Source organism: Streptomyces sp. NPDC051976 (genome assembly GCF_040680795.1).
Lineage (GTDB): Bacteria > Actinomycetota > Actinomycetes > Streptomycetales > Streptomycetaceae > Actinacidiphila.
Genome location: NZ_JBFAXL010000092.1, coordinates 1 through 24,622, shown reverse-complemented (window position 1 = coordinate 24,622; position 24,622 = coordinate 1). Strand labels below are relative to the sequence as shown.

At 71.2% G+C, this 24,622-nt stretch carries 16 protein-coding genes and 1 pseudogene; 5 read left to right on the top strand and 12 right to left on the bottom strand.

The features are described from left to right. Positions 1–100: 100 nt before the first annotated feature. The 3 genes from AB0M29_RS42345 to AB0M29_RS42335 all read right to left on the bottom strand — a co-directional run bounded on the left by AB0M29_RS42345 (position 101) and on the right by AB0M29_RS42335 (position 6,552). On the bottom strand, positions 101–5,047 hold the full coding sequence (locus tag AB0M29_RS42345; RefSeq protein WP_365392455.1) for an NAD-glutamate dehydrogenase: 4,947 nt from the start codon (positions 5,045–5,047) through the stop codon (positions 101–103). 289 nt (positions 5,048–5,336) lie between these two features. Beyond that, positions 5,337–5,993 carry an HAD hydrolase-like protein gene (locus AB0M29_RS42340; protein ID WP_365392454.1) on the bottom strand — a complete coding sequence of 219 codons (657 nt, stop codon included), beginning with the start codon at positions 5,991–5,993 and terminating at the stop codon, positions 5,337–5,339. Positions 5,994–6,045: 52 nt separating this feature from the next. After that, positions 6,046–6,552 (bottom strand): hypothetical protein, encoded by a 507-nt coding sequence (locus AB0M29_RS42335; RefSeq protein ID WP_365392452.1) that lies wholly within the window; start codon positions 6,550–6,552, stop codon positions 6,046–6,048. Between the two features lie 144 nt (positions 6,553–6,696). Between AB0M29_RS42335 and AB0M29_RS42330 the strand changes: the two genes are divergently transcribed. Beyond that, positions 6,697–7,200 (top strand): Rv3235 family protein, encoded by a 504-nt coding sequence (locus AB0M29_RS42330; protein ID WP_365392450.1) that lies wholly within the window; start codon positions 6,697–6,699, stop codon positions 7,198–7,200. 86 nt (positions 7,201–7,286) lie between these two features. Here AB0M29_RS42330 and secA read toward each other — a convergent pair whose 3' ends face one another. Beyond that, positions 7,287–10,076 carry a preprotein translocase subunit SecA gene (secA, locus tag AB0M29_RS42325; RefSeq protein WP_365392448.1) on the bottom strand — a complete coding sequence of 930 codons (2,790 nt, stop codon included), beginning with the start codon at positions 10,074–10,076 and terminating at the stop codon, positions 7,287–7,289. 179 nt (positions 10,077–10,255) lie between these two features. Here secA and AB0M29_RS42320 point away from each other — a divergent pair, with 179 nt between their 5' ends. Together AB0M29_RS42320 and AB0M29_RS42315 are read left to right on the top strand one after the other, a co-directional pair. After that, positions 10,256–10,855: a GNAT family N-acetyltransferase gene (locus AB0M29_RS42320; RefSeq protein ID WP_365392446.1), complete on the top strand. Its 600-nt coding sequence runs from the start codon at positions 10,256–10,258 to the stop codon at positions 10,853–10,855. Between the two features lie 113 nt (positions 10,856–10,968). Beyond that, complete coding sequence (locus AB0M29_RS42315; protein ID WP_365392444.1) at positions 10,969–12,156, top strand: crosslink repair DNA glycosylase YcaQ family protein; 1,188 nt, start codon at positions 10,969–10,971, stop codon at positions 12,154–12,156. 41 nt (positions 12,157–12,197) lie between these two features. On the opposite strand, the pseudogene AB0M29_RS42310 reads toward AB0M29_RS42315, so the two are convergent. The 7 genes and pseudogenes from AB0M29_RS42310 to mtnA form a co-directional block, all read right to left on the bottom strand. Then, a pseudogene (locus tag AB0M29_RS42310) lies at positions 12,198–12,866 on the bottom strand (response regulator transcription factor); the annotation flags it as partial. A gap of 205 nt (positions 12,867–13,071) precedes the next feature. Further along, the gene (gene raiA / locus AB0M29_RS42305; RefSeq protein WP_365392442.1) at positions 13,072–13,755 is read right to left on the bottom strand and encodes a ribosome-associated translation inhibitor RaiA; all 684 of its coding nucleotides are present in this window, start codon (positions 13,753–13,755) and stop codon (positions 13,072–13,074) included. Positions 13,756–14,035: 280 nt separating this feature from the next. Further along, positions 14,036–14,752, bottom strand: a complete 717-nt coding sequence (locus AB0M29_RS42300; RefSeq protein ID WP_365392440.1) for a phosphoribosyltransferase family protein — start codon at positions 14,750–14,752, stop codon at positions 14,036–14,038. A gap of 145 nt (positions 14,753–14,897) precedes the next feature. Continuing rightward, complete coding sequence (locus AB0M29_RS42295) at positions 14,898–16,730, bottom strand: LpqB family beta-propeller domain-containing protein (RefSeq protein WP_365392439.1); 1,833 nt, start codon at positions 16,728–16,730, stop codon at positions 14,898–14,900. Then, the gene (gene mtrB, locus AB0M29_RS42290) at positions 16,730–18,637 is read right to left on the bottom strand and encodes an MtrAB system histidine kinase MtrB (protein ID WP_365392437.1); all 1,908 of its coding nucleotides are present in this window, start codon (positions 18,635–18,637) and stop codon (positions 16,730–16,732) included. The genes AB0M29_RS42295 and mtrB overlap by 1 nt, the downstream gene beginning before the upstream one ends. 52 nt (positions 18,638–18,689) lie before the next feature. Beyond that, complete coding sequence (mtrA, locus tag AB0M29_RS42285; RefSeq protein ID WP_365392434.1) at positions 18,690–19,379, bottom strand: MtrAB system response regulator MtrA; 690 nt, start codon at positions 19,377–19,379, stop codon at positions 18,690–18,692. 96 nt (positions 19,380–19,475) lie between these two features. After that, positions 19,476–20,633, bottom strand: coding sequence for an S-methyl-5-thioribose-1-phosphate isomerase (mtnA, locus tag AB0M29_RS42280; protein ID WP_365392433.1), 1,158 nt, complete (start codon positions 20,631–20,633; stop codon positions 19,476–19,478). Positions 20,634–21,196: 563 nt separating this feature from the next. Here mtnA and AB0M29_RS42275 point away from each other — a divergent pair. After that, positions 21,197–22,147: a glycerophosphoryl diester phosphodiesterase membrane domain-containing protein gene (locus AB0M29_RS42275; RefSeq protein ID WP_365392431.1), complete on the top strand. Its 951-nt coding sequence runs from the start codon at positions 21,197–21,199 to the stop codon at positions 22,145–22,147. Positions 22,148–22,234: 87 nt separating this feature from the next. Here the strand turns inward: AB0M29_RS42275 and AB0M29_RS42270 are convergent, their stop codons facing one another. After that, positions 22,235–23,728 (bottom strand): PLP-dependent aminotransferase family protein, encoded by a 1,494-nt coding sequence (locus tag AB0M29_RS42270; protein ID WP_365392429.1) that lies wholly within the window; start codon positions 23,726–23,728, stop codon positions 22,235–22,237. Positions 23,729–23,786: 58 nt separating this feature from the next. Between AB0M29_RS42270 and AB0M29_RS42265 the strand changes: the two genes are divergently transcribed. Continuing rightward, complete coding sequence (locus tag AB0M29_RS42265; RefSeq protein ID WP_365392427.1) at positions 23,787–24,539, top strand: hypothetical protein; 753 nt, start codon at positions 23,787–23,789, stop codon at positions 24,537–24,539. Positions 24,540–24,622: the final 83 nt, after the last annotated feature.

Sequence of the window (24,622 nt, the reverse complement as noted above, 5' to 3'; positions counted from 1 at the left end):
CCCGCCCCCTCGTTAGCCGCGGTGCGGTCGGCTTCGCGGATGCGTATCACGGGGGGGGGGGGGGGCCGGGGGGGCCGGGTCCCGCCCCTCCGGCATGGGCTCAGCGGTGGGTGCGCAGCAGCGTGCGGAAGGTCCGCATCGCCACCGACAGGCTGGCGAGGTCGAACTCCTCGGCGCCCTGGATCTCCTCCAGGGTGGTGCGGGCCCGGCCGATCAGACCCGAGTTCTGCTCCTCCCACGCCTTGAAGCGCTGCTCCGGGGTGGAGGTCCCGTTGCCCGCCGAGAGGACGTCGGCGGTGAGCGCGGCGTGCGCGGCGAACAGGTCCTCGCGGATCGCGGCCCGGGCCATCGACTGCCAGCGGTCCTCACGCGGCAGCAGGATGATCCGGTCCAGCAGCTGGGTGATCTGCAGCCGGTCGGCGAGGTCGAAGTAGACCTCGGCGACCTCCAGCGGCTCCTTGCCGCTGCGGTGCGCCACATCGACGATGTCCAGCGCCGGGAAGGCGGAGGAGAATCCGGCGGTCCTGGTGGCCAGGTCCTCCGGCACGCCCGCGCCGGTCAGTTCGTCGTGCAGCGACTGGTACCAGTCCAGGTCCGCGCCGCGCAGCAGCTTCGGCAGCTGCGCCCAGACCGCGCTGACGCCGTCGGCGAAGAACTCGATGGTCTCGGCGATCTGCAGCGGCTGCATCCGGTTGTTGAGCAGCCAGCGGGTGGCCCGCTCGACCAGCCGGCGCGAGTGCAGCCGGATCCGGGTGAGGATCTCGGCGTCCACCACGTTGTCCAGCGACTCGACCTCGTCCCAGATCCCGCCGAGGTGGAAGATCTGCCGCGCGGCGGTGTGGGCCCGCACGATCTCCTCGGTGGTGGCGCCGATCTCCTCGCGGAAGCGGTGCAGGAAGGTGGTGCCGCCGGAGTTCACCGTGTCGTTGACCAGGACGGTGGTGATGATCTCGCGGTGCAGCGCGTGGCTGTCGATCTGCGCGGCGAACCGCTCCCGCAGCGGCACGGGGAAGTACGCGTGCAGCAGCCCCCGCAGATACGGGTCGTCGGGCAGATCGGTGTGGATCAGCTCCTCGGCGACCGTGATCTTGGAGTAGGCCAGCAGCACGGCCAGCTCCGGCTGCGTCAGGCCCGCGCCGCTGGCCAGCCGCTCCCTGATCTGCCGGTCGGTGGGCAGGAACTCCAGCGCGCGGTCGAGGTGCCCGTCGCGCACCAGGCGCCGGATGTAGCGCTGGTGGGCGGAGAGCAGGCTGGTGGTCTGCGCCATGCTGTTGCCCAGCGCCACGTTCTGCGCGTAGTTGTTGCGCAGCACCAGGTCGCCGACTTCGTGGGTCATCTCGGCGAGCAGCGAATTGCGCTGCTTGACGGTCATGTCGCCGTCCGCGACCACGCTGTTGAGCAGGATCTTGATGTTGACCTCGTGGTCGGAGGCGTCCACACCGGCGCTGTTGTCGATCGCGTCGGTGTTGATCCGCCCGCCGGCCAGCGCGAACTCGATCCGGCCGAGCTGGGTGAAGCCCAGGTTGCCGCCCTCGCCGACGACCTTGCAGCGCAGCTCGCCGCCGTCGATGCGGATCGCGTCGTTGGCCTTGTCGCCGACGTCGGTGTGCGTCTCGGTGGACGCCTTCACATAGGTGCCGATGCCGCCGTTCCACAGCAGGTCCACCGGGGCCTGGAGGATGGCCTTCATCAGCTCGGCGGGCGTGATCTTGGCGGCGGCCGACTCGATGCCGAGCGCCTTGCGGATCTGCGCGTTGAGCGGGATCGCCTTGGCCGTACGGGGGAAGATCCCGCCGCCGGACGACAGCAGCGAGGTGTCGTAGTCGGCCCAGCTGCTGCGCGGCAGCTCGAACATCCGGCGCCGCTCGGCGTACGAGGTGGCCGCGTCGGGCTTCGGGTCGAGGAAGATGTGCCGGTGGTCGAAGGCCGCGACCAGGCGGATGTGCTCCGACAGCAGCATGCCGTTGCCGAAGACGTCACCGGACATGTCGCCGATGCCGACGACCGTGAAGTCCTCTTCCTGGGTGTTGTGGCCCATCTCGCGGAAGCTCCGCTTGACCGACTCCCAGGCGCCGCTGGAGGTGATCGCCATCTTCTTGTGGTCGTAGCCGACGGAACCGCCGGAGGCGAAGGCGTCGCCGAGCCAGAACCCGTAGGAGACGGCCACTTCGTTGGCGATGTCGGAGAACGACGCGGTGCCCTTGTCGGCCGCGACGACCAGATAGGTGTCGTCCTCGTCGTGCCGCACCACGTTGGCCGGGGGCACGACCTCGCCGCCGACCAGGTTGTCGGTGATGTCGAGCAGGCCGGAAATGAAGGTCTTGTACGAGGCGATGCCCTCGGCCAGCCACGCGTCGCGGTCGACGGCGGGGTCGGGCAGCCGCTTGCCGACGAAGCCGCCCTTGGCGCCGACGGGCACGATGACGGTGTTCTTCACCATCTGCGCCTTGACCAGGCCGAGCACCTCGGTACGGAAGTCCTCGCGCCGGTCGGACCAGCGCAAGCCACCGCGGGCGACCTTGCCGAACCTGAGGTGGACGCCCTCGACTCGCGGCGAGTAGACCCAGATCTCGTACGCCGGGCGGGGCGCCGGCAGGTCGGGAATCATCTGCGGGTCGAACTTCATCGACAGGTACGCGTGCGGCTCACCGTCGGCGCGGCGCTGGAAGTAGTTCGTGCGCAGCGTCGCCTTGATGAGGGTGAGGAAGGCCCGCAGGATGCGGTCCTCGTCCAGGCTCGCGACCTGGTCGAGGGCGCCGTCCAGCTCCTCCAGGATGCCGTCGGTCAGCTCACTGCCGGCCCGCTGGTGGTCGGGCGAGAGCCTGGCCTGGAAGAGGTTGACCAGCAGCCTGGTGGTGTGGACGTTGGTGCAGAGGGTGTCCTCCATGTAGTCCTGGCTGAAGGTCGACCCGGCCTGCCGCAGGTACTTGGCGTAGGCGCGCAGCACCATCGCCTGCCGCCAGTCGAGACCGGCGCGCAGCACCAGGGAGTTGAAGCCGTCGTTCTCCGCCTGGTCGGTCCAGGTGGCGGCGAACGCCTCCTGGAACCGCTCGCGGGCGTCGTCGCCCAGGTCGCCGAGCGAGGGGTCCAGCCGCAGCCCGAAGTCGTAGACCCAGGCGCGGGACTGGTCGCCGCGGCGCAGTTCGTACGGCCGCTCGTCGACCACCTCGACGCCGAGCCGCTGGAGCACCGGCAGCACGGCGGAGAGCGAGACGGGCGCGCCGGTGCGGTAGATCTTGAAGCGGCGCTCCTCGGGGGCGGCGCCGACCGGCTCGTACAGGCTGAGGGTGAAGTCGTCGGGGCCCAGGCCCTCGATGTGCTGGAGGTCGGCGACAGCGACGCGCGGCGCGAAGTCGGCGCGGTATCCGTCGGGGAACGCCTGCGCGTAGCGCCGGGTCAGCTCGGCCGCCCGCTCCTCGCCGCACTCGGCGGTGAGCGCCTCGCCGAACCCGTCCGACCAGGAGCGGATCGCGTCGGACAGCCGGGTCTCGATGCGCTCGATGTCGGCGTCGGTGAGCTCGGGCAGCGGCGCCCCGGGCTCGACGCGGATCACGAAGTGCAGCCGGGAGAGCACCGACTCGGTGTTCCAGGCGGAGAAGTCGGCGCTGTGGCCGCCCAGTTCGTCCTGGAGGATGTTGGTCAGCCGCAGCCGTACCGCCGTGGTGTAGCGGTCGCGCGGCAGGTAGACCAGCGCGGAGAAGTAGCGGCCGTACTCGTCCTGCCGCAGGTAGAGCCGCAGTTTGCGGCGCTCCTGGAGGTACAGCACGCTGGTGGCGATGGCCCGCAGCTCGTCGGCGGGGGTCTGGAACAGCTCGTCGCGGGGGTACGTCTCCAGGATCTGCAGCAGGTCCCGGCCGTCGTGGCTGTGCGGCGAGAAACCGGCGCCGTCGAGGACTTCCTCGACCTTGCGGCGGATGACCGGCACCCGGCGGATCGACTCGGTGTACGCGGCGGACGAGAACAGGCCGAGGAAGCGGCGCTCCCCGACCACATTGCCCTCGGCGTCGAAGCGCTTCACGCCGACGTAGTCGAGGTACGAGGGGCGGTGCACGGTGGAGCGGCTGTTGGCCTTGGTGAGGATCAGCAGCTTGTGCTCGCGGGCCTTGGCGCGGGCGTCGGCGGGCAGCCTGCTGAACGACGGCGAGCCCGGGTGCCCGGGGTGTCCCGGGTGGGTGCTGTCCGCGCTGGGGTGCACCGGGTCGGAGCGCAGGATGCCGAGCCCGGTGCCGGGGATCGCGACGAGCACGTCCTCCGTGGCGCCCTCGGGGCCGGTCTCGCTGGTCAGCTCGTACTCGCGGTAGCCGAGGAAGGTGAAGTGGTCGTCGTTGAGCCAGCGCAGCAGTTCGACGGCCTCGCCGGTCTCCTGCTCGGGCAGCGACGGCGGGCTGGCGGCCAGCTCGTCGGCGATCCGCTGGGCCGCGGCGCGCATCTTCGTCCAGTCCTCGACGGACTCCCGGACGTCGGACAGCACGGCCCGCAGGTCGGCGGTGATCTCCTTGAGGTCGGCGCGGTCGGTCTCGCGGTCGATCTCGACGTGGATCCAGGACTCCACGAGCACGTCGTGCGGCAGCGAGCCGTCCTCGGGGCCGCAGCCCGCGCCGACGATCTCCTGCAGCTTGCCGGTCACGTCACGGCGGACCAGGAACTGCGGGTGGACCACCACGTGGATCGCGCGGTTGGCCTGGGAGAGCGCGTTGGTGACCGAGTCGACCAGAAAAGGCATGTCGTCGGTGACGATCTCGACGACGGTGTGGCTGCACTGCCAGCCGTTCTCCTCGACGGTCGGGGTGTGCACCCGGACGTTCGCGGTGCCCTGGGGGCGTACCTCGGCGAGCCGGTGGTGCGACAGTGCTCCGCCGAAGACGTCGACCGGATCGCGGTCGATCAGATCCTCGGGTGCGCTGTGGAGGTAGTACCGCTGGAGAAACGAGGTCAGCGCCTCTTTGTCGAGGCCCTGGCCGGGTAGTCCCCCCGCTGGGCTGTTCTCAGCGACCCCGGCTGCTCGTTCCAGCAGCTCGGCCTTTGCTTCGTCCAGCTTGGTCTGCATGTCCTCTGACTCCTGTCGCGCGCCGTTGCGTGACGTCGGGTGATGGCACGACGTCCCGTGACGCGGGGTTGCCGCTACGGGACGACGCTATGCCGGGAGAGGGGTTCGTCGTGCCCATACGCACGCAGAGGCCCCAGGTGCACGGATCAACGTTGATCACGCAGTAAGGCTATCGCTCTGTCCGGGGTGCCTGTCATGAGACGGCTTCGTACAAATCCGCCGCACACCTTTGGCCCGAATGGACAGGAACCGTCCCCCCGCCGCCTCCCGGCTCACCGCAGGACAGGCCCTAACCACGCCCTATTCGCTCGGCCTCTTCTACGGCTTCGGCGAGGGTGTCGACGACCGGGACCCCGGCGGACTCCAGGCTGGCCCGGCTGTGCGAACCGCCGGTGTACAGCACGGCGTGGGCCCCGACGTGGGCGGCGGCCGCCGCGTCGTCCAGCGCGTCGCCGATCACCACGACCCGGCGCGGGTCGGGGATGCCCAGCGCGGTCAGGTGCCGTGCCATCTGCTCGGCCTTGCCGGTGCTGGACGAGCCGGTCCTGCCGTCCACCCGCAGGAAGTGGCCGGTGATGCCGTGCGAGGTGACCATCGGCAGCAGCTGCTCGTGCGGGGCGAGCGAGCACAGCGACTGGGTGCGCCCCGAGGCGGGGCGGGCGGCGAGCAGTTCTGCGGCGCCCTCGGCCAGGCCGCAGCGCTCGGCCAGTACCCAGTAGTGCCGGTGGAAGGCGGCGTCCATCACGGCCCACTCGGCGTCGGTGGGCAGCTTGCCGGTCAGCCGCTCGTAGAACCGCGGCACCGGCACGGTGTACAGCTCCCGGTACCGCTCCAGGGTGATCGCGGGCAGGCCGAGCTCGGCGAACGAGGCGTTCGTCGCCTCGATCACCGCGTCGATGTCGTGGAACAGGGTGCCGTTCCAGTCCCACACGAGATGCGTGCTCACACCATGAACCGTACCCGGCGGGTCCGACAGCCCGGTGGCGAGCGGTCGGCGGTCAGCCGATCAGGTGGGGGATCTCCTGGGTCGCGTACCAGAGCAGCTCGTGGTCCTCGGCGCCGTCGACGGTGAACTGCGCGTCGTCGTCGCCCGCGTCGGCCGCGCCGACCGCCTGCGCCGCGGCGGCCACGTCGGCGTCGGCGTCGTCGGCGTCGAGGTGGACGGCGGCCGCCTTGCCCAGCGGCACGGTGTGGGCGAGCCGGACCTCGCCGAGCGTGGCCGGGTCGAGCCCGCGGTCGGGGTCGAAGCCGACGGCGGTGTCCGCGACGTCGATAGCGAGGACGACACGGCGGCGCGGCGCCTCGGGGTGCGCGGCCAGCAGCCGCAGCGACGCCTGGGCGGCCCGGGTCAGCGCGGCGTACTCCAGTTCCTCTATGTCGTCCGAGACGTACCACTCGCGCAGGCTCGGCGTCACCGCGTAGGCGCCCAGCGGCTCGGGCCCCAGCTCACCCGCCTTGTACGCCTCCGCGAGGCCGGGCAGGGTGGTGGGAATGTAGACGCGCATGGCGTGAATGATACGTGCGCCACCACGCGGATAGGTGAATTCCGCCGGGCCCCGGCGCGACCTCCGGGATGCTTGCCGGACCCGCCGCCCGCCCCCTAGAACCGGGCCTACCAGCCAGTAACAAAACGCTAGGGGAGCCCGCTCATGCCGACCACACCAGTGCTGCCGCGCCCGACCGCCCCGACCACTTCCGCCACCCGCCCGCAACGGCGGCAGGGCGCCGGTGCGGCGCCGCCCGGCCGGGTGGAGGTCCGTCGGCCCACCGGCCGTCCCGCGACCGCCGTACGCCCCGCCGTACGGCCGCCGGCACCCCATCTGTGGTTCGCCGGGCGGCTGCTCGACGTGCTGACCGGACGGCTGCCGCTCACCTGCCTGGCGGGCCGGGTCAGGGACGAGGCGTACCAGCGGCTGTGGGAGCTGCACGGCGCCCGCGCCGACTGGCGGCAGCGCGTCCGCGGCCGTACCCCGTACGTGTACCGCTGCCGCTACTTCCGCACCGCGGGCGGGGCGCTGGAGGTCACGGCGGTGGTCGCACTGGACCGCGAGGTCTTCCGCGCCCTGGCCTTCCGCCTGGAGCCCGGCGGCCCCGGCGCGCGGTCCGGCTACGGCCAGGGCCGGTGGCACTGCACGGAACTGGAGGCCAGGTGAGCCGTCGCCCGGCCCCGGGACGTGCGACGGCCGGGGGCCGGGCCCGTGCAGGCCCGGCCCCCGGCCGGTACGGATCAGCTCAGGCGCTACTTCTTGCGGCGGCGCCCGCCCTTGGCGGCCTTGCGGCGCTCGGCGCGCGTCTGGCCGTCACCCTCGGAGCCGCCGTCGACACCCTCGAAGTCACCCTCGACGACACCGCCGGCGCCGTCCACGGTCGGCGCGGAGAAGTGCAGCCGGTCGGCGCGCTTGGGCGCCTCCAGGCCCTTGGCGCGGATCTCCGGCCTCGCGTCCTTGACCAGCGAGGGCACCGCGTCCTGGACCGTGGCGTCCACGGGGACCTCCTCGACCTGCTGCTCGACCTGGACCTCCAGGTTGAACAGGTAGCCGACGGACTCCTCCTTGATGCCGTCCATCATGGCGGTGAACATGTCGTAGCCCTCGCGCTGGTACTCCACCAGCGGGTCGCGCTGCGCCATCGCGCGCAGCCCGATGCCCTCCTGGAGGTAGTCCATCTCGTAGAGGTGCTCACGCCACTTGCGGTCGAGGACGGAGAGCACCACGCGGCGCTCCAGCTCCCGCATGATGTCCTCGGTCAGCGACTTCTCACGGGCCGCGTACTGCTCGTGGATGTCTTCCTTGACGGTCTCGGCGATGAACTCCGCGGTGATGCCGGCGCGGTCGCCCGCCGCGTCCTCCAGCTCCTCGATGGTGGCCACCGCCGGGTAGAGCTGCCGGAAGGCGCCCCACAGCCGGTCGAGGTCCCAGTCCTCGGCGAAGCCTTCCTTGGTCTCCGCGTCGATGTACGCGTCGATGGTGTCGTCCATGAAGTGCTGCACCTGCTCGTGGAGGTCCTCGCCCTCCAGGACGCGGCGGCGCTCGCCGTAGATGACTTCGCGCTGCCGGTTGAGCACCTCGTCGTACTTCAGGACGTTCTTGCGGATCTCGAAGTTCTGCTGCTCGACCTGCGACTGGGCCGAGGCGATGGCGCGGGTCACCATCTTGTTCTCGATCGGCACGTCGTCCGGCACGTTGGCCATGGCCATCACGCGCTCGACCATCTGCGCCTTGAACAGCCGCATCAGGTCGTCGCCGAGCGAGAGGTAGAAGCGGGACTCACCGGGGTCGCCCTGGCGGCCGCTGCGGCCGCGCAGCTGGTTGTCGATGCGGCGCGACTCGTGCCGCTCGGTGCCCAGCACGTACAGGCCGCCGAGGTCCTTGACCTCTTCGTGCTCGGCCTTGACCGCCGCCTCGGCGCGCTCCAGCGCCTCGGGCAGGGCCGCGGCCCACTCCTCGACGTGCTCCACCGGGTCGAGGCCGCGCTGGCGCAGCTCCGCCTCGGCGAGGTCGTCGGGGTTGCCGCCGAGCTTGATGTCGGTACCGCGGCCGGCCATGTTGGTGGCCACGGTGACCGCGCCCTTGCGGCCGGCCTGGGCGACGATCGACGCCTCACGGTCGTGCTGCTTGGCGTTGAGCACCTCGTGCGGCACACCGCGCTTGGACAGCTGCGCCGACAGGTACTCGGACTTCTCGACGGAGACGGTGCCGACCAGCACCGGCTGGCCCTTCTCGTGCTTCTCGACGATGTCCTCGACGACGGCGGCGAACTTCGCCTCCTCCGTGCGGTAGATCAGGTCGGGGCGGTCCACCCGGGCGAGGTCGCGGTTGGTGGGGATCGGCACCACACCGAGCTTGTAGATCTGGTGGAACTCGGCGGCCTCGGTCATCGCCGTACCGGTCATGCCGCAGAGCTTGTCGTACAGGCGGAAGAAGTTCTGCAGGGTGATCGTGGCGAGCGTCTGGTTCTCGTCCTTGATGTCCACCCCTTCCTTCGCCTCGATCGCCTGGTGCATGCCCTCGTTGTAGCGGCGGCCCGCGAGGATACGGCCGGTGTGCTCGTCGACGATCATGACTTCGCCGTCCATGACGACGTAGTCCTTGTCGTTCTTGTACAGCTCCTTGGCCTTGATCGCGTTGTTCAGGTAGCCGACCAGCGGGGTGTTCACCGACTCGTAGAGGTTGTCGATGCCCAGCCAGTCCTCGACCTTGCTGACGCCGGTCTCGTGGATGGCGACGGTGCGCTTCTTCTCGTCGACGTCGTAGTCGCCGGTCTCCTCCTTGCCGAGGCTGCCCGCCTCGCCGCGGTTGAGCCGCTTCACCAGACGGGCGAAGTCGCTGTACCACTTGGTGGCCTGGTCGGCCGGGCCGGAGATGATCAGCGGGGTACGGGCCTCGTCCACCAGGATCGAGTCGACCTCGTCGACGATCGCGAAGTTGTGGCCGCGCTGCACCAGTTCGTCCTTCGACCACGCCATGTTGTCGCGCAGGTAGTCGAAGCCGAACTCGTTGTTGGTGCCGTAGGTGATGTCGCAGGCGTACTGCGCCCGGCGCTCGGCGGGCGACATGTTCGCCAGGATGCAGCCGACCTCGAGGCCGAGGAACTTGTGCACCCGGCCCATCCACTCCGAGTCGCGCTCGGCGAGGTAGTCGTTGACCGTGATCAGGTGCACGCCCTTGCCGGAGATGCCGTTCAGATAGGCGGGCAGGGTGCCGACCAGGGTCTTGCCCTCACCGGTGCGCATCTCGGCGACGTAACCGAGGTGCAGGGCGGCGCCGCCCATGAGCTGGACGTCGTAGTGGCGCTGTCCGAGCACGCGCTTGGCGGCCTCGCGGACGGTCGCGAACGCCTCGGGAAGGAGGTCGTCGAGGGACTCTCCCCCTTCGTACCGCTCCTTGTACTCGTCGGTGAGTGCCCGCAGCTCGGCATCGGTGAGGTTGACGAAGTCCTCTTCGATGGAATTGACCTGGTCCGCGATGCGGTGCAGTTTGCGCAGGATCTTGCCTTCGCCTGCACGCATGAGCTTGTTGAAGACGGACACTTAGGCGGGCTCCTTGCCGGTCGGGCCTGACGCGGTTGGCTCGCGCCGGGCACAGCGGGGTTTTCTCTGCCGATGGCCCCGCTGCAACGGCCATCGTAAGCGAGGAGACCAGCGGGCCGGGAGGCCCGGCAGTGGCAAAACGGTTTTCCACAGCATTGGCGTTCCCGGATACTGCGCCCATGGAGCCGATCACCCTCACCACCGACCGCTTGTGCCTGCGTCCGCTGGGGCCGGGCGACGCCGACGCGGTGTACGAAGCCTGCCAGGATCCGGACATTCCGCGCTGGACGACGGTCCCCTCCCCTTATACCCGGGAGAACGCGGCGGACTTCACCGGACGGATCTGCCCCGAGGGCTGGCGCGACGACACCCTCTACAACTTCGGTGTCTTCACCCGCGAAGAGGACCGGCTCGTCGGCTCCATGGGCCTGGTCCGGCTCGGCGCGCTGCACGGCCCCGAGCGGCAGGCGGAACTGGGCTACTGGACGGCGAAGGAGCAGCGCGGCAAGGGCTTCACGGCCGAGGCCGGGCGCGCGGTCTGCGCCTGGGCCTTCGACAGCCTCGGTGTGGAGCGCGTCGAGTGGTACGCGGAGGCGGGCAACGAAGGCTCGCGTGCGGTCGCGCTGAAGATCGGCTTCGTGATGGAGGGCACCGTCCGGTCGAAGATCGCGCAGACGGGCACGCGCCGGGACGCCTGGAGCGGTTCGCTGCTGCCCTCCGACTGGGGCCTGTCGGGCGCCGCGGCGTATCTGCCGTACCCGCCCGGGGTGCCGGGCTGACCCGTGCCGGAACCTCTGCCGCGAGCGCGGCCCCGCAGCCCCCGCACCCCGCGGAAGGGGGCGTCCGCGCAGGTCAGCGGGGATTGTCAGTGGCCCGTCCTACGCTGTCCGGCATGACACCGCTGCCGTCTCCCCAGGTCTCCCTGTCCGCCGACGAAGCGCGCCGGATCGCGCTGCGCGCGCAGGGGTTCATCGGCGCTCCCGACCGGCGGGCCGGGGCGCGCGGGGTGCTGCGGTCGCTCGGCGCGGTGCAGCTCGACACCATCTCGGTACTGGCCCGCTCGCACGAGCTGATCCCCTACGCCCGGCTCGGCGGCGTCGGCCGGCCGGCGGTGGAGGAGGCGTACTGGAGCGGTGACCACGCCTTCGAGTACTGGTCGCACGCCGCCTGCATCCTGCCGATCGAGGAGTGGCCGCACTTCGCCTTCCGGCGCCGGGCCCGGCGGGCGCGCGGCCACCGCTGGCACGTGCTGGAGGACGCCGAGCGCTCGTGCGCCGCGGTGCTCGACCGGCTCAAGGCCGACGGGCCGCTGACCTCGACGCAGCTCGGCGGCGCGAAGAACGGCGGACCGTGGTGGGACTGGTCCGAGACCAAGATCGCGGTGGAGTGGCTGCTCGACACCGGTGAGGTGGTCTGCACCCGGCGGCGCGGCTGGAAGCGGGTCTACGACCTGGCCGAGCGCGCCGTCCCCGACGCCCTGCTGCACGACGACCTCGACGACACCGAGTGCATGCGGCGGCTGGTCGCCCAGGCCGGGGCGGCGATGGGCGTGGCCACCCGGGCGGACCTGGCCGACTACCACCGGCTCAAGGGCGAGCAGGTCACCGCGGTGATCGACAGCACCGGCCTGGTGCCGGTCGAGGTCGAGGGCTGGGGCAAGCCTGCGTGGGCCGACCCCGCGGCGCTGGCGACCGCGCCCCGCGGCCGACACCGCACGACACTGCTGTCGCCGTTCGACTCACTGATCTGGGACCGGCCGCGCACCGAGCGGATCTTCGGCTTCACGCACCGCCTGGAGGCGTACACCCCCAAGCCCAAGCGGATCCACGGCTACTTCGCGATGCCGCTGCTCGCGGGCGGGCAGCTGGTGGGCCGGGTGGACCCGGCGCGCGAGGGGACGACCCTGGTGGCCCGGCAGGTCACGCTGGACGGCCCGAAGGCGGTGATCCCGGCGGCGGACGCCATCGCCGAGGCCGCCGGGTGGGTGGGCTGTACGGAGGCACGCGTCGAGCGGGTGCTGCCAGAGTCGCTGCGCGGGCCGCTGGAGGCGGAGCTGAAGAAGACCCACGACAGGCGCTAGGCGCTGACCGGCCGGGCCGGCGCCCGGCCGGGGCGCACCGCCTAGCGGATCTCCAGGATCTTCTCGCGCATCGCGTAGACCACGGCTTCCATCCGGGAGTGCAGCTGGAGTTTCTCCAGGATGTTGCGCACATGGTTCTTCACGGTGTTCTCACTGATGAAGAGTTCCTTGGCGATGTCCCGGTTGTTCAGCCCGGTGGCCACCAGCTTGAGGACTTCCAGCTCCCGGTCGGTGAGCTTGGGCGCGGGCAGCAGCCGCCGCTCGTCGGTGCGCTGGATCATCGACTTGAACTCGGTGAGCAGCTTCGACGCCATCGACGGGCTGATCTGCGACTGGCCGTCGGCCACCGCGCGGATGGCGGTGGCCACCTCGTCGGTGGAGATCTCCTTGAGGAGGTAGCCGGTCGCACCGGCCTTGATCGCCTCGTAGAGGTCGGCTTCCTCGTCGCTTATCGTCAGCATGATGATCTTGGCGCTGGGGGCGACCTCCTTGATGGAGGTGCACGCCTCGATCCCGCCGCGGCGCGGCATCCGCACATCCATCAGCACGATGTCCGGCAGCAGGTCGGCGGCCTTGTCCACCGCCTCGGCGCCGTCCCCCGCCTCACCGATGACCTGGATGTCCTCCTCCTGCGCGAGGACGATCTCCAGGCCCCGGCGGAAGAGCGCGTGGTCATCGACCACCAGCACCCGGATGGGCTCCGCACGGGCTGGACCAGCGGGTTCGTCATAGGAGACGGGTCCGCGCTCGCCGGTGGCTCCGCGCTCAAAGCTGTCCGGCATCAGATCCTCCCCCATAAGCCAGAGTTGACCACGGACCCAGCATTTCACGTCCTGGCGCGGTGGTGCCCCCGGGACGGTCCCGGGGGCACCCTGACGGGACCCGCGCGCTCGGCGTGCGTTCGGCCCGGCCCGGCTAGCGGCGCAGTGCGCCGCCCGCCCCGGCCGGGGCCTCCACGCCGGACTCGTCCGCGTTCAGATGGATGACTCCGTAGTCGTAGCCGTGCCGGCGGTAGACCACGCTCGGCTGCTTGGTGTCGCTGTCGACGAACAGGTAGAAGTCGTGCCCGACCAGTTCCATCTCGTAGAGAGCCTGGTCCAGCGCCATCGGTGAGGCCGCGTGGGTCTTCTCGCGGACGACCAGCGGACCCTCGCCGCGCACTTCCAGCGAGCCGATCCTGGTGGTGGGGACGCCTTCCGGGCCGTGGTCGGCGATCAGCTCCCCCTCACCGTTCATGGTCGCCGCGTCGGGCACGGTGGAGGCGACCTCGGCAGCGGACAGCCGGCCGTTCCCACGGCGGGTGTGCCGCTTGCTCGCGGCCTTGCGCAGCCGCGCCTCCAGCTTGGTCACCGCGACATCCAGCGCGGCGTACGGATCCGCGGCCGCAGCCTCGGCACGAACCACCGGGCCGCGGGTGTTCAGTGTGATCTCCACCCGGTCGGAATGGTCCGCCTGGCGGGGGTTGAGCTCTTTGGACACCTCGACGTCGAGGCTGATCACCTTGCCGTCGAGCTTCTGGATCTTGTCCAGTTTCTCGGCCACGTGCTTCCGGAACCGCTCGGGCACCTCGGTCTTGCGGCCCTTGACGACGATGTCCACGCAGAACTCCGTTCCCGGATCCCTCCGGGTCCTCCGGAGGCGATCCCTTTCGCTGAGGCCGGCCCGGGTGCCAGTCCCGTCCGGCGCTGCGTTAGCTGCTGCTCCGCCTCCCGGACCTGACCGGGTACCGCGAAGCTGCGGCTTTCACCTCCTCCTGCCCCACCGGGAAGATCAACACCCCAAAGTGTCCGCTTCCCTCACCCCCGAACATAGACCCGGAGAGTGGGACTCGGCATCCCCAACGACAGCCCACCTCCGTTCGAGTGAAGATTGGCCCTCACTACCTGCAACGACGCGCATCGGAGTGGAGTTCCGCGTCATGCGGACCCGCCACCACCGCCGCTCCCGCCACTTCTCCCCCCGCTTCCGCGACCGCTCTCGCGGCCACTGTCAGTGACGCTCCGGTGGTCATCAGGTCGTCCACCAGGACCACCGGAGCCACCCCCAGCAGTGCCGCACCGCCGCCCGCGGCCTCCACCGCGCCGGACAGATTGGCCAGCCGCCCGGCCGCGCCGAGCACGGACTGGTCCGCCACCGGCCGCCGCTGCCGCAGTGCCCCGACCGCCCTGGCCGGTACGCCCTGTCGGCGTAGCTCCCGTGCCGCCGCACGGGTCATCCGCGCGGTGGCGTCATGGCCCCGGTCGGCCACCGCCCGCTGCGACGAGGGCACCGGGACCAGCAGCACCCTCCCGGCGACGCCCACCCGCAGCACGGCCGCCGCCAGCGCCGCGCCCAGCGGACGGGCCAGCCCCAGCGCACCCCTCTCCTTGTGCGCCAGCACCACCGCACGCACCTCGTCGCCGTACCGGCCCGCCGCGTAGACCGGTGGCAGCCCCGCGGGCTCGGGCGCCGGACGGACCCGGCGCGCCCCCGCCGACCCCGCCGCGCCGCCGATGAGCACCCGGCACCGCTCGCACAGCTCCGTCCGCGGGCGCCCGCAACCGGCGCAGTCGACCGGCAGCACCAGCCCGGTGATCTCCTGCCACCAGCCCCGCATGAGTCCACTGTGCCCGCCGCGGGCGGACCGCCGCCAGCCCCCCTCCCAGCCTGTGGATAACTCCACGGAACGGCAGGCCGGAGGCGTTCCGGTCGGATTTTCCGCCTGGGTCGGGCGGGGCTCGATCAGGCTTCGCGGCCGTCGCTCAGCCCGGGTAGACCGGACTGCCGCCCTTGGGGGTGACCTGGCTCCAGTTACCGTCCACCGGCAGCCGGTAGACGCTGTCGTTGTACGAGGCCAGCAGCGGGCGGGTCTGGTCCTCGGAGGCGGCGACCGACGACGCCTCGCTGATGCCCTCCAGCGCGGGCGCGGCGGAACCGTCGGTGCTCACGTACTGGATCTGCTGCACTCCGCCCTGCTCGCTGCCCAGCACCACCACCAGGCGGCTGGGACCGGCCCAGGAGAAGGACGCGACGCCCACTCCCGGCGGTGTCAGCGGCCGCAGGCCCGTCACCGAGAACTCCGGCTTGTCCAGGGTGCCGCCCCGCCCGATCCGGCCGAGTTGCAGCGTCCTGACGCCGTTCTGCTCCACGACGAGCGCGATCCGCACCCCGTCCGAGGCCACCCGCAGCGACTCGATCCGGCCGTTGAGGCCCGGCACGGTGACGGTGGCCGGCTGGCCGTTGCCGTCGGTGAGCATCATCAGCCTGGGTTCGGCCGGATTGCGGTCCGCGACCCACAGGTCGCCGAACCCGTCCCAGCTCGGCGCGCTCAGTCCGTCCTTCACGGCGCTGGACACCACGGGCGCGTGGAACTGTTCGTCGTCGATGAGCGAGGCGACAACCAGCTGGCGCCCGTTGCTCCGTACGCCCGCGGCCATCTGCTCGTCCCGGCGCACCGCGACCGCGTCCAGATTCGCCTTGTTCGCGCCGAACGGCCCGGAGACCGGGTCCGCCTTGGTCGTGTCCCCGGTCAGCTCCCGCAGCCGGTGCTGGTCGGAGTCGATGTAGTACTGCCGGGTCGAGGAACCGACCAGGTTCTCCGGCCCGTACGTCTGCGCCTGCGTGCTGGGCAGCGTGCACGCCGTGGTGCCGTCGGCCCGCAGCACGTCGACGGCGGCCAGCTTCGCCGACGCCTGCGCCTGCACGGTGGCGTAGAGCTGCGCGGCGAAGTCCGTGCACCGCGCGCCGCCGAACTGGTTGGCGTGCTCCAGCCGCACCTTGAGGTGCTGCGAGTCGTCGATGGAGACCCCGTGGTCGGAGTCCTTGTCGGAGAGCCGCATGCCCGCGGGCGCCGCCGAGGAGACCACCGGGGACAGCCAGTCCGTGGGGCCGCCGAGCAGCGTGGAGACCGTCGACACCAGCGGGTCCTGCTGCTGGTTGCGCAGGTAGACCGGGTCGGCGACCAGCGTCTTCTGCACACTCCCGGTGCGCTGCACGTCCGAGCCCAGGTCGGCGAAGTAGTACATGTTCACCGAGTGGTATATGCGCTGGAAGTCCTGTTGGGACAGCACCAGGCCGTTCTGCAGGTCGTCGATCCGCCACTCGTTGTTCTGCCGCACCAGGTGGATCGACGTCTGGAAGTTGCCCTGCCCGGGCTGGTAGGCGTGCTTGGCGTCGACGCTCGCGGTCTTGCTGCCGGACAGGGTGACGGTGGTGTACCCCTCCTTGCGGCCGGTTCCCCCGTCCTCGGTCAGGTGACCGCCGGCGGACAGCACCGTGATCTGGGCGAACGGGTTCCAGGTCTGCGACAGGCCCCGGGTCAGGTACCTCTTCGCCGTGGCGAAGTCCGCCTCACCGCTGGTGGTGGCCTCCATGAAGCCGCTGACGATCTCGGAGGCGCTCTCCCCGGAGTGCGGCGGGATGCCGAAGACCCGCACCTGCGAGCCGGCGTCGGCGCGCTGGCCGTCGCTCTCGCCGACCTTGCGCACCTCGCCGCTGCTGGGCATCGAGGCGCACCCCGCCAGCAGCAGGACCGCGCACACCGGCACCGGCCAGGTCCGCGGAAGACGCCGCCCCCGGCCCCCCATCGCTCGCATCAGATGTCGTCCTCCCGCACGGTCTCCCTGCGCTCCACCACACGCGCGCCGCTGCCGGGCAGCGCTGCGGGATCGGCCGACGGCGGCCTGGCCGGTGCGGACGGCATGGGCGGTATCTGGGGCATCTGCGGCATCGTCGGGGAGCCACCGGGCATCCCGGTGACGCCGCGGGTGCCCGGGTCCCCGGTGCGCGGCACCGGGACCTGCGACGCCGGGCGGACGGGCAGCCCGGAGGAGTTCAGTCCGCGGTTGCGCCGCGAGTCGTCGGGCTCCAGCGGGATCGGCGATCCGCGCAGGCTGTCGCCGGCGGTGCGCGGCAGCGTCATCCGGAACTGCGAGCCGCCACCGGGCTCGCCCCACGCCTGCAGCCAGCCGCCATGCAGCCGCGCGTCCTCGACGGCGATCGACAGACCTAGGCCCGTACCACCGGTGGTACGCGCCCGCGCCGGGTCGGCCCGCCAGAACCGGTTGAACACCCGGGTCGCCTCGCCGGGCTTGAGTCCGACGCCGTAGTCCCGTACCGCGACCGCCACCGCGCCGTCGGCCGTCGCCAGCCGTACGACCACGTCCCGGCCCTCGCCGTGTTCGATCGCGTTCATCACCAGATTGCGCAGGACGCGCTCGACCCGGCGGGGATCGGCCTCGGCTATCACCGGCTGCGCGTCGCCGCGCACCGACACCCGGCTGCCCTTCCGCTCGGCCAGCGGCTCGGCGGCGTCCACCACCCTGCGGACGACCTCCCGCAGGTCTATCGGCTCGGCGGACAGCTCTGCCGCGCCCGCGTCGAACCTGCTGATCTCCAGCAGGTCGGAGAGCAGCGACTCGAAGCGGTCGAGCTGGTTCTGCAGCAGCTCCGCGGAGCGCGCGGTCACCGGATCGAAGTCGGTCCGCGCGTCATGGATGACGTCGGCCGCCATCCGCACGGTGGTCAGCGGGGTCCGCAGCTCGTGCGAGACGTCGGAGACGAATCGGCGCTGCATCCTCGACAGGTCCTCCAGCTGCTGGATCTTGACCTGGAGGTTCTGCGCCATCTTGTTGAAGGACTCGCCCAGGCGCGCGATGTCGTCCTCGCCGGAGACCTGCATCCGCTCCTGGAGGCGGCCCGCCGCGAGCCGCTCGGCGATCCCGGCGGCCATCCGTACCGGCGTGACGACCTGCCGCGTCACCAGCCAGGCGATCGCGCCGAGCAGCACCACCACGAAGATCCCGGCGGTCGCCAGCGTGCCCTTGACCAGGCCGAGCGTCTTCTCCTCCTGGTCGAAGGGGAAGAGGTAGTACAGCTGGTACGCGTTGCCGTTGACATCGGTGAGGCGCTTGCCGACGGCGAGCGCGGGCTCCGGCGGGTTGCCGTCGTCCGTCACCACGGTCGTGTACTGCTTGAGCGCGCCGGTATGGGTCTCCACGGCGTCGCTGAGCGACTTGGGGATGGTCGCGTCGGGCAGGATCGGGCCGGAGCCGCGCGGCCCGCGCGCGTTGGTGCTGCCCTCGCCGAACGACTGCTCGTCGCCGCCGCCGGGGCTGAGGGTGACGATCCAGTACACGCCCTTGCCGCCGCTGCCGAACTGCTGGACCAGGTTGGTCAGCCAGGCGCCGGAGTCGACGGCGCCGTGCTGGGCGCCGGAACCCGCCGTGTCCTGCGGCTGGCCGCCCTTGTCCGCCATGTCCTGCGCGATGGAGAAGCCGCTGATCGCCTGGTTCTCCGCGGCCTTCTCCTTGGCGTCGAGCAGACCGTTCTTGACCTGCCCGATGACCACGAAGCCGAGCAGCAGCACCACACCCACCGACATCAGCAGGGTGAAGGCCACCACGCGCAACTGCAGATTGCGCCGCCACAGCCTCGTCACGGGCTGCAGCGGACGCCGTGCCCAGCGCACGAACGAGCGGATCACCGGCAGCAGACCCCGCATGGGGTCCGCAAGCCGGCTCTCCAGTCGCTCACGCTCGTACGACGCGCACATCTCAGCCGGGTCCCGCCTTGTAACCGACACCACGGACGGTCACGACGATCTCCGGACGCTCCGGGTCCTGCTCGACCTTGGACCGGAGCCGCTGAACGTGCACATTGACGAGCCGGGTGTCGGCCGCGTGCCGGTAACCCCAGACCTGCTCCAGTAGCACCTCGCGGGTGAACACCTGCCAGGGCTTGCGGGCGAGCGCCACCAGCAGGTCGAACTCCAGCGGCGTCAGCGCTATCGGCTGCCCGTCGCGCTTCACCGAGTGCCCGGCCACGTCGATCACCAGATCACCGATGGTGAGCTGCTCGGGGGTGGGCTCCTCGGCACGCCGCAGCCGCGCCCGGACCCGGGCGACGAGTTCCTTCGGCTTGAACGGCTTGATCACATAGTCGTCGGCACCCGACTCGAGACCGACCACGACGTCCACGGTGTCACTCTTCGCCGTGAGCATCACGATCGGCACACCGGACTCCGCACGGATCTGGCGGCAGACATCGATGCCGTCCCTTCCGGGCAGCATCAGGTCAAGGAGGACCAGATCAGGCTTGGTCTCCCTAAAAGCGGCCAGGGCCTTGTCACCGTCGGCACAGAACGACGGCTCGAAACCCTCTCCACGCAGCACGATGCCGAGCATCTCTGACAGCGCGGTGTCGTCATCGACGACCAGGACTCGTCCCTTCATAACGACCATCATCCCATTTGCATATCGTTGCTGGTGACCTTTGGTGATCGAGGTCACGCTACGCGACCATTGTCCCCTGATGTCCGCATCCGCGGTGCCCCGTTCCCCCTAGTCAGAGCCTTCCCGACGCACCGACTGATTACACACAGTTACGAGCGCCTCTTTCGTGACCGGGGAGACCACCCCGTTCTCCGTGATGATCGCAGTAATCAGCTCCGGTGGCGTCACATCGAACGCCGGGTTGTACGCCTGGGTGCCCAGCGGCGACGGCGCCAGGTCCGTCACCTCGCTGCCCGGACGCTGCTCCACCTCGATCGCGGCGCCGTCCTCGGTGTCGAGATCGACCGTCGTCGTGGGCGCCACCACGATGAACGGCACATGGTGGTACGCCGCCAGCACCGCCAGCGGATAGCTGCCCACCTTGTTCGCCGTCGAGCCGTCCGCGGTGATCCGGTCCGCGCCGATCAGCACCGCGTCCACCTCACCGGCGGTGAACAGCGAGCCCGCGGCGTTGTCCGCCAGCAGCGTGTACGGCATCCCGGCCCGCGCCGCCTCGTACGCCGTCAGCCGCGCACCCTGCAGCAGCGGACGGGTCTCGTCCACCCACAGCCGCCGCAGTTCACCCGCACGGTGCGCCGCCATCACGACACCGAGCGCCGTACCGTCTCCGCCCGAGACCAGGGCGCCCGTGTTGCAGTGCGTCAGGATCCGGTAGCCGCCCCCCGGCACCAGCTCGGCCAGCAGCCGCTCCCCGTGCTCCGCCATCGCGGTGCTGGCCGCCGCGTCCTGCGCGTGCAGCGCCCGCGCCTCGGCGAGGGCGGCCGCCGCCTCACCGCCGGGTGCGGCCTCGCGGCAGGCGGCGAGCGCCCGCCGCACCCCGTAGCCCAGGTTCACCGCGGTCGGCCGCGCGTGCGCCAGCAGTTCCGCGGCCTCCTCGACGTCATAGCCGCGCGCGGCGGCGAGAGCGACGCCGTACGCGCCGGCCAGGCCCAGCAGCGGAGCGCCCCTGACGGCGAGGGAACGTATCGCCAGCACCAGCGCCTGCACATCCGTGACGACCAACTCGACCTCGCGCTGCGGAAGTCGGGTCTGGTCGAGCAGCACCAGAACAGGCCCCTCAGGTGGTTCCTCCCAGCGCAGCGCGGGAACGGCGCCGGCGGGCCCGGGGACCTGACCAGGCGGGGCGCCGGGACCGGAGTCCGCATGGGGGCCGTAGGCGGCCCCGTAGTTGACGTTGGTTTCGGGTCGCGCGAAGTGATCACCCATCTGTCCAGTCTGCCCTGCCAAACCCCGGCTACGGCAGCCCATGGCACGATGGCGGACAGTAGAGCGACGAGCACCATGCGAAGGGGCAGCCTCCGATGACCAACACTCCGGGCTGGGCCTCGCCCGGATCCTCCGACTCACCCGAGCCGGAGGACGGCGACCACCCCAGCTCCACGCCCACGCCCACGACCCAGGAGTCCCCGGTTTCCGCCGAGTCCCCGGTTTCCTCTGAATCCCCGGATTCCCCGGAAGACGCGCCGCCCGCCTCCCCCCGTGCCCAGGGCAGCGGCTGGTCGGCGCAGCAGCCGCCCGCCGGCCGCTGGGAGCACACACCCGGCGGCCCGCCCGCGGGAGGCGCGCCTGACGGCGTCCCGGGCCCCGCTGGCGGGCACGCGGGCCCCACGGGTCCCCAAGGCCCCGCGGCCCCGCCTGGGGGCGGCTGGGGCCAGTGGGCGCCCCCTCAGGGCCCACAGGCGCCGCGCGGAGCGCCGTACGCCGGCGGTCCGCGCTGGGGCAGCACCGCACCCGGCTGGCAGCACCAGGGAGGGTGGGGCAGGCCCGCGGTGCCCAAGCCCGGGGTGATCCCGCTGCGCCCGCTCGGCGCGGGCGAGATCCTCGACGGGGCCATCGCCACCCTGCGCCTCAACTGGCGCACGATCCTGGGCTTCACCCTCGTCATCGCCCTCCTCACCCAGGGCGTCGGCGTCGTCGTCCAGGGCCTGTTCCTCGACGACACCCGGCTCAAGAACCTCAGGGACAACCCCGACCCGAGCGTCAGCGACATCCTGCACGCGCTGCGCGGCGCACTCGCGGGCTCCGGGCTGGCCCTCCTCGTCGTCCTCTTCGCCACGATCATCGCGGGCGCACTGCTCGCCATGGTCACCAGTCGCGCGGTGCTCGGCCGTACGGTCACGGCGGGCGACGCCTGGCGCGACGCCCGGCCACGGCTGCGCTCCCTCCTCGGCCTCACCCTGCTGATCCCGCTCGCCCTCGTGGCGATCCTCGCCGTGTCCGTCCTGCCCGGCGCCCTGATCGCGCTGGCCGGAGCGGAGGACGGTGGCGGGGCGCTCGCGTTCCTCGGCCTCGTCGGCGGCATGGTGGTCGTCATCTGGATCGCGGTCCAGTGGAGCCTGGCCGCGCCCGCCCTGATGCTCGAACGGCAGGGCGTCATCGGCGCCCTGAAGCGCTCCGCCAAGCTGGTACGCGGCGCCTGGTGGCGGGTACTCGGCGTGCAACTGCTCGCACTGCTCCTGGTGAACATCGCCGCGTCCATCATCCAGGTGCCGTTCATGCTGCTCGCCGGGGGCGTGACGAACGACAGCTTCGGCAGCTTCCTGTCCAGCGACTCCAACCCGAGCTGGACGTTCCTGATCATCACCGGTGTCGGCGCCGCGATCGGCTCCATGTTCACCCTGCCGATCAGCGCCGCCGTCACCTCGCTCCTGTACATGGACCAGCGGATCCGCCGCGAGGCCCTCGACATCGAGCTGACCCGCGCGGCGAACAAGCAGTAGCGGACTCCCCGCCGCTGCCGGTCCGTCAGCTCGGGGAGGTCGGCTCGGGAGGTCAGCCCGGGAAGTCAGCTCAGGGAAGTCGGCGACTCACGCCACCCAGTGCGGCCGTCGGACGGCCGCCGAGGCGGGGACGCCGTCGGCGAGCGCGGTGGCCATACGGCGTACCGCCTCGCGCAAGGTGTCGGAATCCGTCGTGTACGGAATCCGCAGCCGCTGTTCGAAGAGACCGGGGTCGGTGCCGAAGTAGGCGCCGCCCTCGATCCGTACGCCGTAGTCCATGGCCCGCTCGGCCAGCGCCGTGGCGATGGGCTCACCCAGGTCGACCCACAACGACAGTCCGCCGGACGGCAGTTCCCAGTTCCAGTGCGGCAGGTGCTCACCCAGGGCGGCGACGAGCGCCGCGCGCTGCGCCCGCAGGTCGTCAAGGCGCGACAGCAGTATCTCGTCGGCGCTGGCCAGCAGATCGAGCGCCACGAGCTGGTCCAGGACCGAACCGCCCATGTCGTTGACGACGCGCTGCCCCGCGAGCTCGGTCACCAGCTGCGAAGGCGCGCGCAGCCAGCCGATCCGCAGACCGCCCCAGTGCGTCTTGCTCATCGAGCCGACGGTGATGACCTGACCGGTCCCGCCCGCCGCCCCCGCGGCGAAGGAGGCGAACGGCGCTGGTGCGGGCACGTCGAGCGCCAGCTCCGCCAGGGTCTCGTCGACGACCAGCCAGGTCCCCGAGCGCTGCGCGGCCCGCAGCACCCGGGCGCGCTCGTGGTCGGGCATGAGGCAGCCGGTCGGATTGTGGAAGTCGGGGATCAGATAGGCCAGTTGCGGCACCACCTGACGCAGGGTCGACTCGACGATCTCGATGTCCCAGCCGGTCTCCGTCACCGGAACGGAGACGGTACGCAGCCTGGCCCGGCGCATGGCGTCCAGCGCGTTCGGATACGACGGGTTCTCCGCCATGACCCGGTCACCGGGACCGCAGAGCAGGCCGAGGACCAGGGTGAGCGCGTGCTGGGCGCCCGAGGTCACCAGAATCTGCTCCGGCACGGTGGCAAGACCCCGCCGGGTGAAGCGTTCGGCGATGGCGGCGCGCAGTTCCGGCAACCCGAAAGGGTGATATCCGGGGGTGCGTGCGTGCTCGGCCAGCCGCGGGGCGACCCGGGCGAGAGCGTCGACGAGCAGCCGCTCCTCCAACCCCGGCGCCGCTCGCGCCAGGTCGACGGTGGCGTCCGGCGGCCCCAGCGCCCGCGCCAGGCCACTGGGCGTGCCACCCTCCGGCAGCGCCGTCCAGGTGCCCGAGCCCTGACGGCTGCGCGCATACCCGCTCTCCCTCAGCAGGTCGTACATCGCTGTCACGGTGGCCCTGCTGGTCTTCAGAGCGACGGCCAGCTCCCGCTCGGCGGGCAGCTTGACGTGCAACGCGATCCGCCCGTCCAGGATCAGCCTGCTGACCGCCTGCGCCAGATGCCGGTACGCGGGCCGCGCCCCCGCCGGGTCGGGCAGCAACAGCGCCAACTGCCTGCTGCCCACGGTCCGCCCACTGCGCTCCACCCTGTCCACGGGCCGGAACGGGTCCACTTCAGCCATACCACTGTCTCCAGATTGGCCGTACTCCCTAGACCAATCACTGTACAGACTCCCCTCAATGGCCTTGAAGTACATCCATGTGGGGGTAACCGGCATGCCGCAGCAGATCACCGACCGGTACGAGCGCGCGCTGCAACGACGTCACGAGCAGGGGCACACGACCGCCCCACCCAGACCACCCGGCAGCCACCCACCACTGCCGCCCCTCAGCTACGCCCCCCTGCGCGAGCGCCCGCTGCGGCGGCTCCCCCAGCTCCTCGCGGGCCTGGCCCTGTACGGGTTCAGTCTGTCGCTCATGGTCCGGGCCGGCCTGGGGCTCGGGCCGTGGAGCGTGCTGACCCAGGGTGTGGAGAGGCATTCCGTGCTGAGCTTCGGCATGGCCAGCGGCGCCATCGGCCTGCTCGTGCTGCTGCTCTGGATTCCGCTCAGGCAACGCCCGACGCTGGGCACGGTCACCAACATCGTCGTGCTCGCCGGCTCCTCCGACCTCGGCCTCCAGCTCATTCCGCAGCACTTCGGTCTGTCCGCCCGCTACGGCCTGCTGATCGGCGGCATCCTGCTCAACGGCCTGGCCGTGGCCGTCTACGTCGGCGCGCGCTTCGGCCCCGGCCCCCGGGACGGCCTCATGACCGGCGCGGCCGCCGTCACCGGACGATCCATTCGCTTCGTCCGCACTTTGCTGGAGCTGACCGTGCTCGCGGCGGGCTGGCTGCTCGGAGGCAGCGTCGGTATCGGCACCGTCCTGTACGCGGTCGCCGTCGGCCCTGTCGTGCAGTTCTTCCTGGTGCGGCTCGCCTACCGCGGCCTGTAACGCGAAAAAGCTCGGGTCCCCCGAATAAATCCGGGGGACCCGAGCTACAAAAATTGTTCGGCGGCGTCCTACTCTCCCACAGG

Bases quoted from the DNA above. Each gene is read 5' to 3' on its own strand.
- AB0M29_RS42345 (WP_365392455.1), bottom strand. From the start codon at position 5,047: ATGCAGACCAAGCTGGACGAAGCAAAGGCCGAGCTGCTGGAACGAGCA.
- AB0M29_RS42335 (WP_365392452.1), bottom strand. From the start codon at position 6,552: ATGCGCGTCTACATTCCCACCACCCTGCCCGGCCTCGCGGAGGCGTAC.
- AB0M29_RS42330 (WP_365392450.1), top strand. From the start codon at position 6,697: ATGCCGACCACACCAGTGCTGCCGCGCCCGACCGCCCCGACCACTTCC.
- AB0M29_RS42320 (WP_365392446.1), top strand. From the start codon at position 10,256: ATGGAGCCGATCACCCTCACCACCGACCGCTTGTGCCTGCGTCCGCTG.
- AB0M29_RS42315 (WP_365392444.1), top strand. From the start codon at position 10,969: ATGACACCGCTGCCGTCTCCCCAGGTCTCCCTGTCCGCCGACGAAGCG.
- AB0M29_RS42300 (WP_365392440.1), bottom strand. From the start codon at position 14,752: ATGCGGGGCTGGTGGCAGGAGATCACCGGGCTGGTGCTGCCGGTCGAC.
- AB0M29_RS42295 (WP_365392439.1), bottom strand. From the start codon at position 16,730: ATGCGAGCGATGGGGGGCCGGGGGCGGCGTCTTCCGCGGACCTGGCCG.
- mtrB (WP_365392437.1), bottom strand. From the start codon at position 18,637: ATGCGGGGTCTGCTGCCGGTGATCCGCTCGTTCGTGCGCTGGGCACGG.
- mtrA (WP_365392434.1), bottom strand. From the start codon at position 19,379: ATGATGGTCGTTATGAAGGGACGAGTCCTGGTCGTCGATGACGACACC.
- mtnA (WP_365392433.1), bottom strand. From the start codon at position 20,633: ATGGGTGATCACTTCGCGCGACCCGAAACCAACGTCAACTACGGGGCC.
- AB0M29_RS42270 (WP_365392429.1), bottom strand. From the start codon at position 23,728: ATGGCTGAAGTGGACCCGTTCCGGCCCGTGGACAGGGTGGAGCGCAGT.
- AB0M29_RS42265 (WP_365392427.1), top strand. From the start codon at position 23,787: ATGGCCTTGAAGTACATCCATGTGGGGGTAACCGGCATGCCGCAGCAG.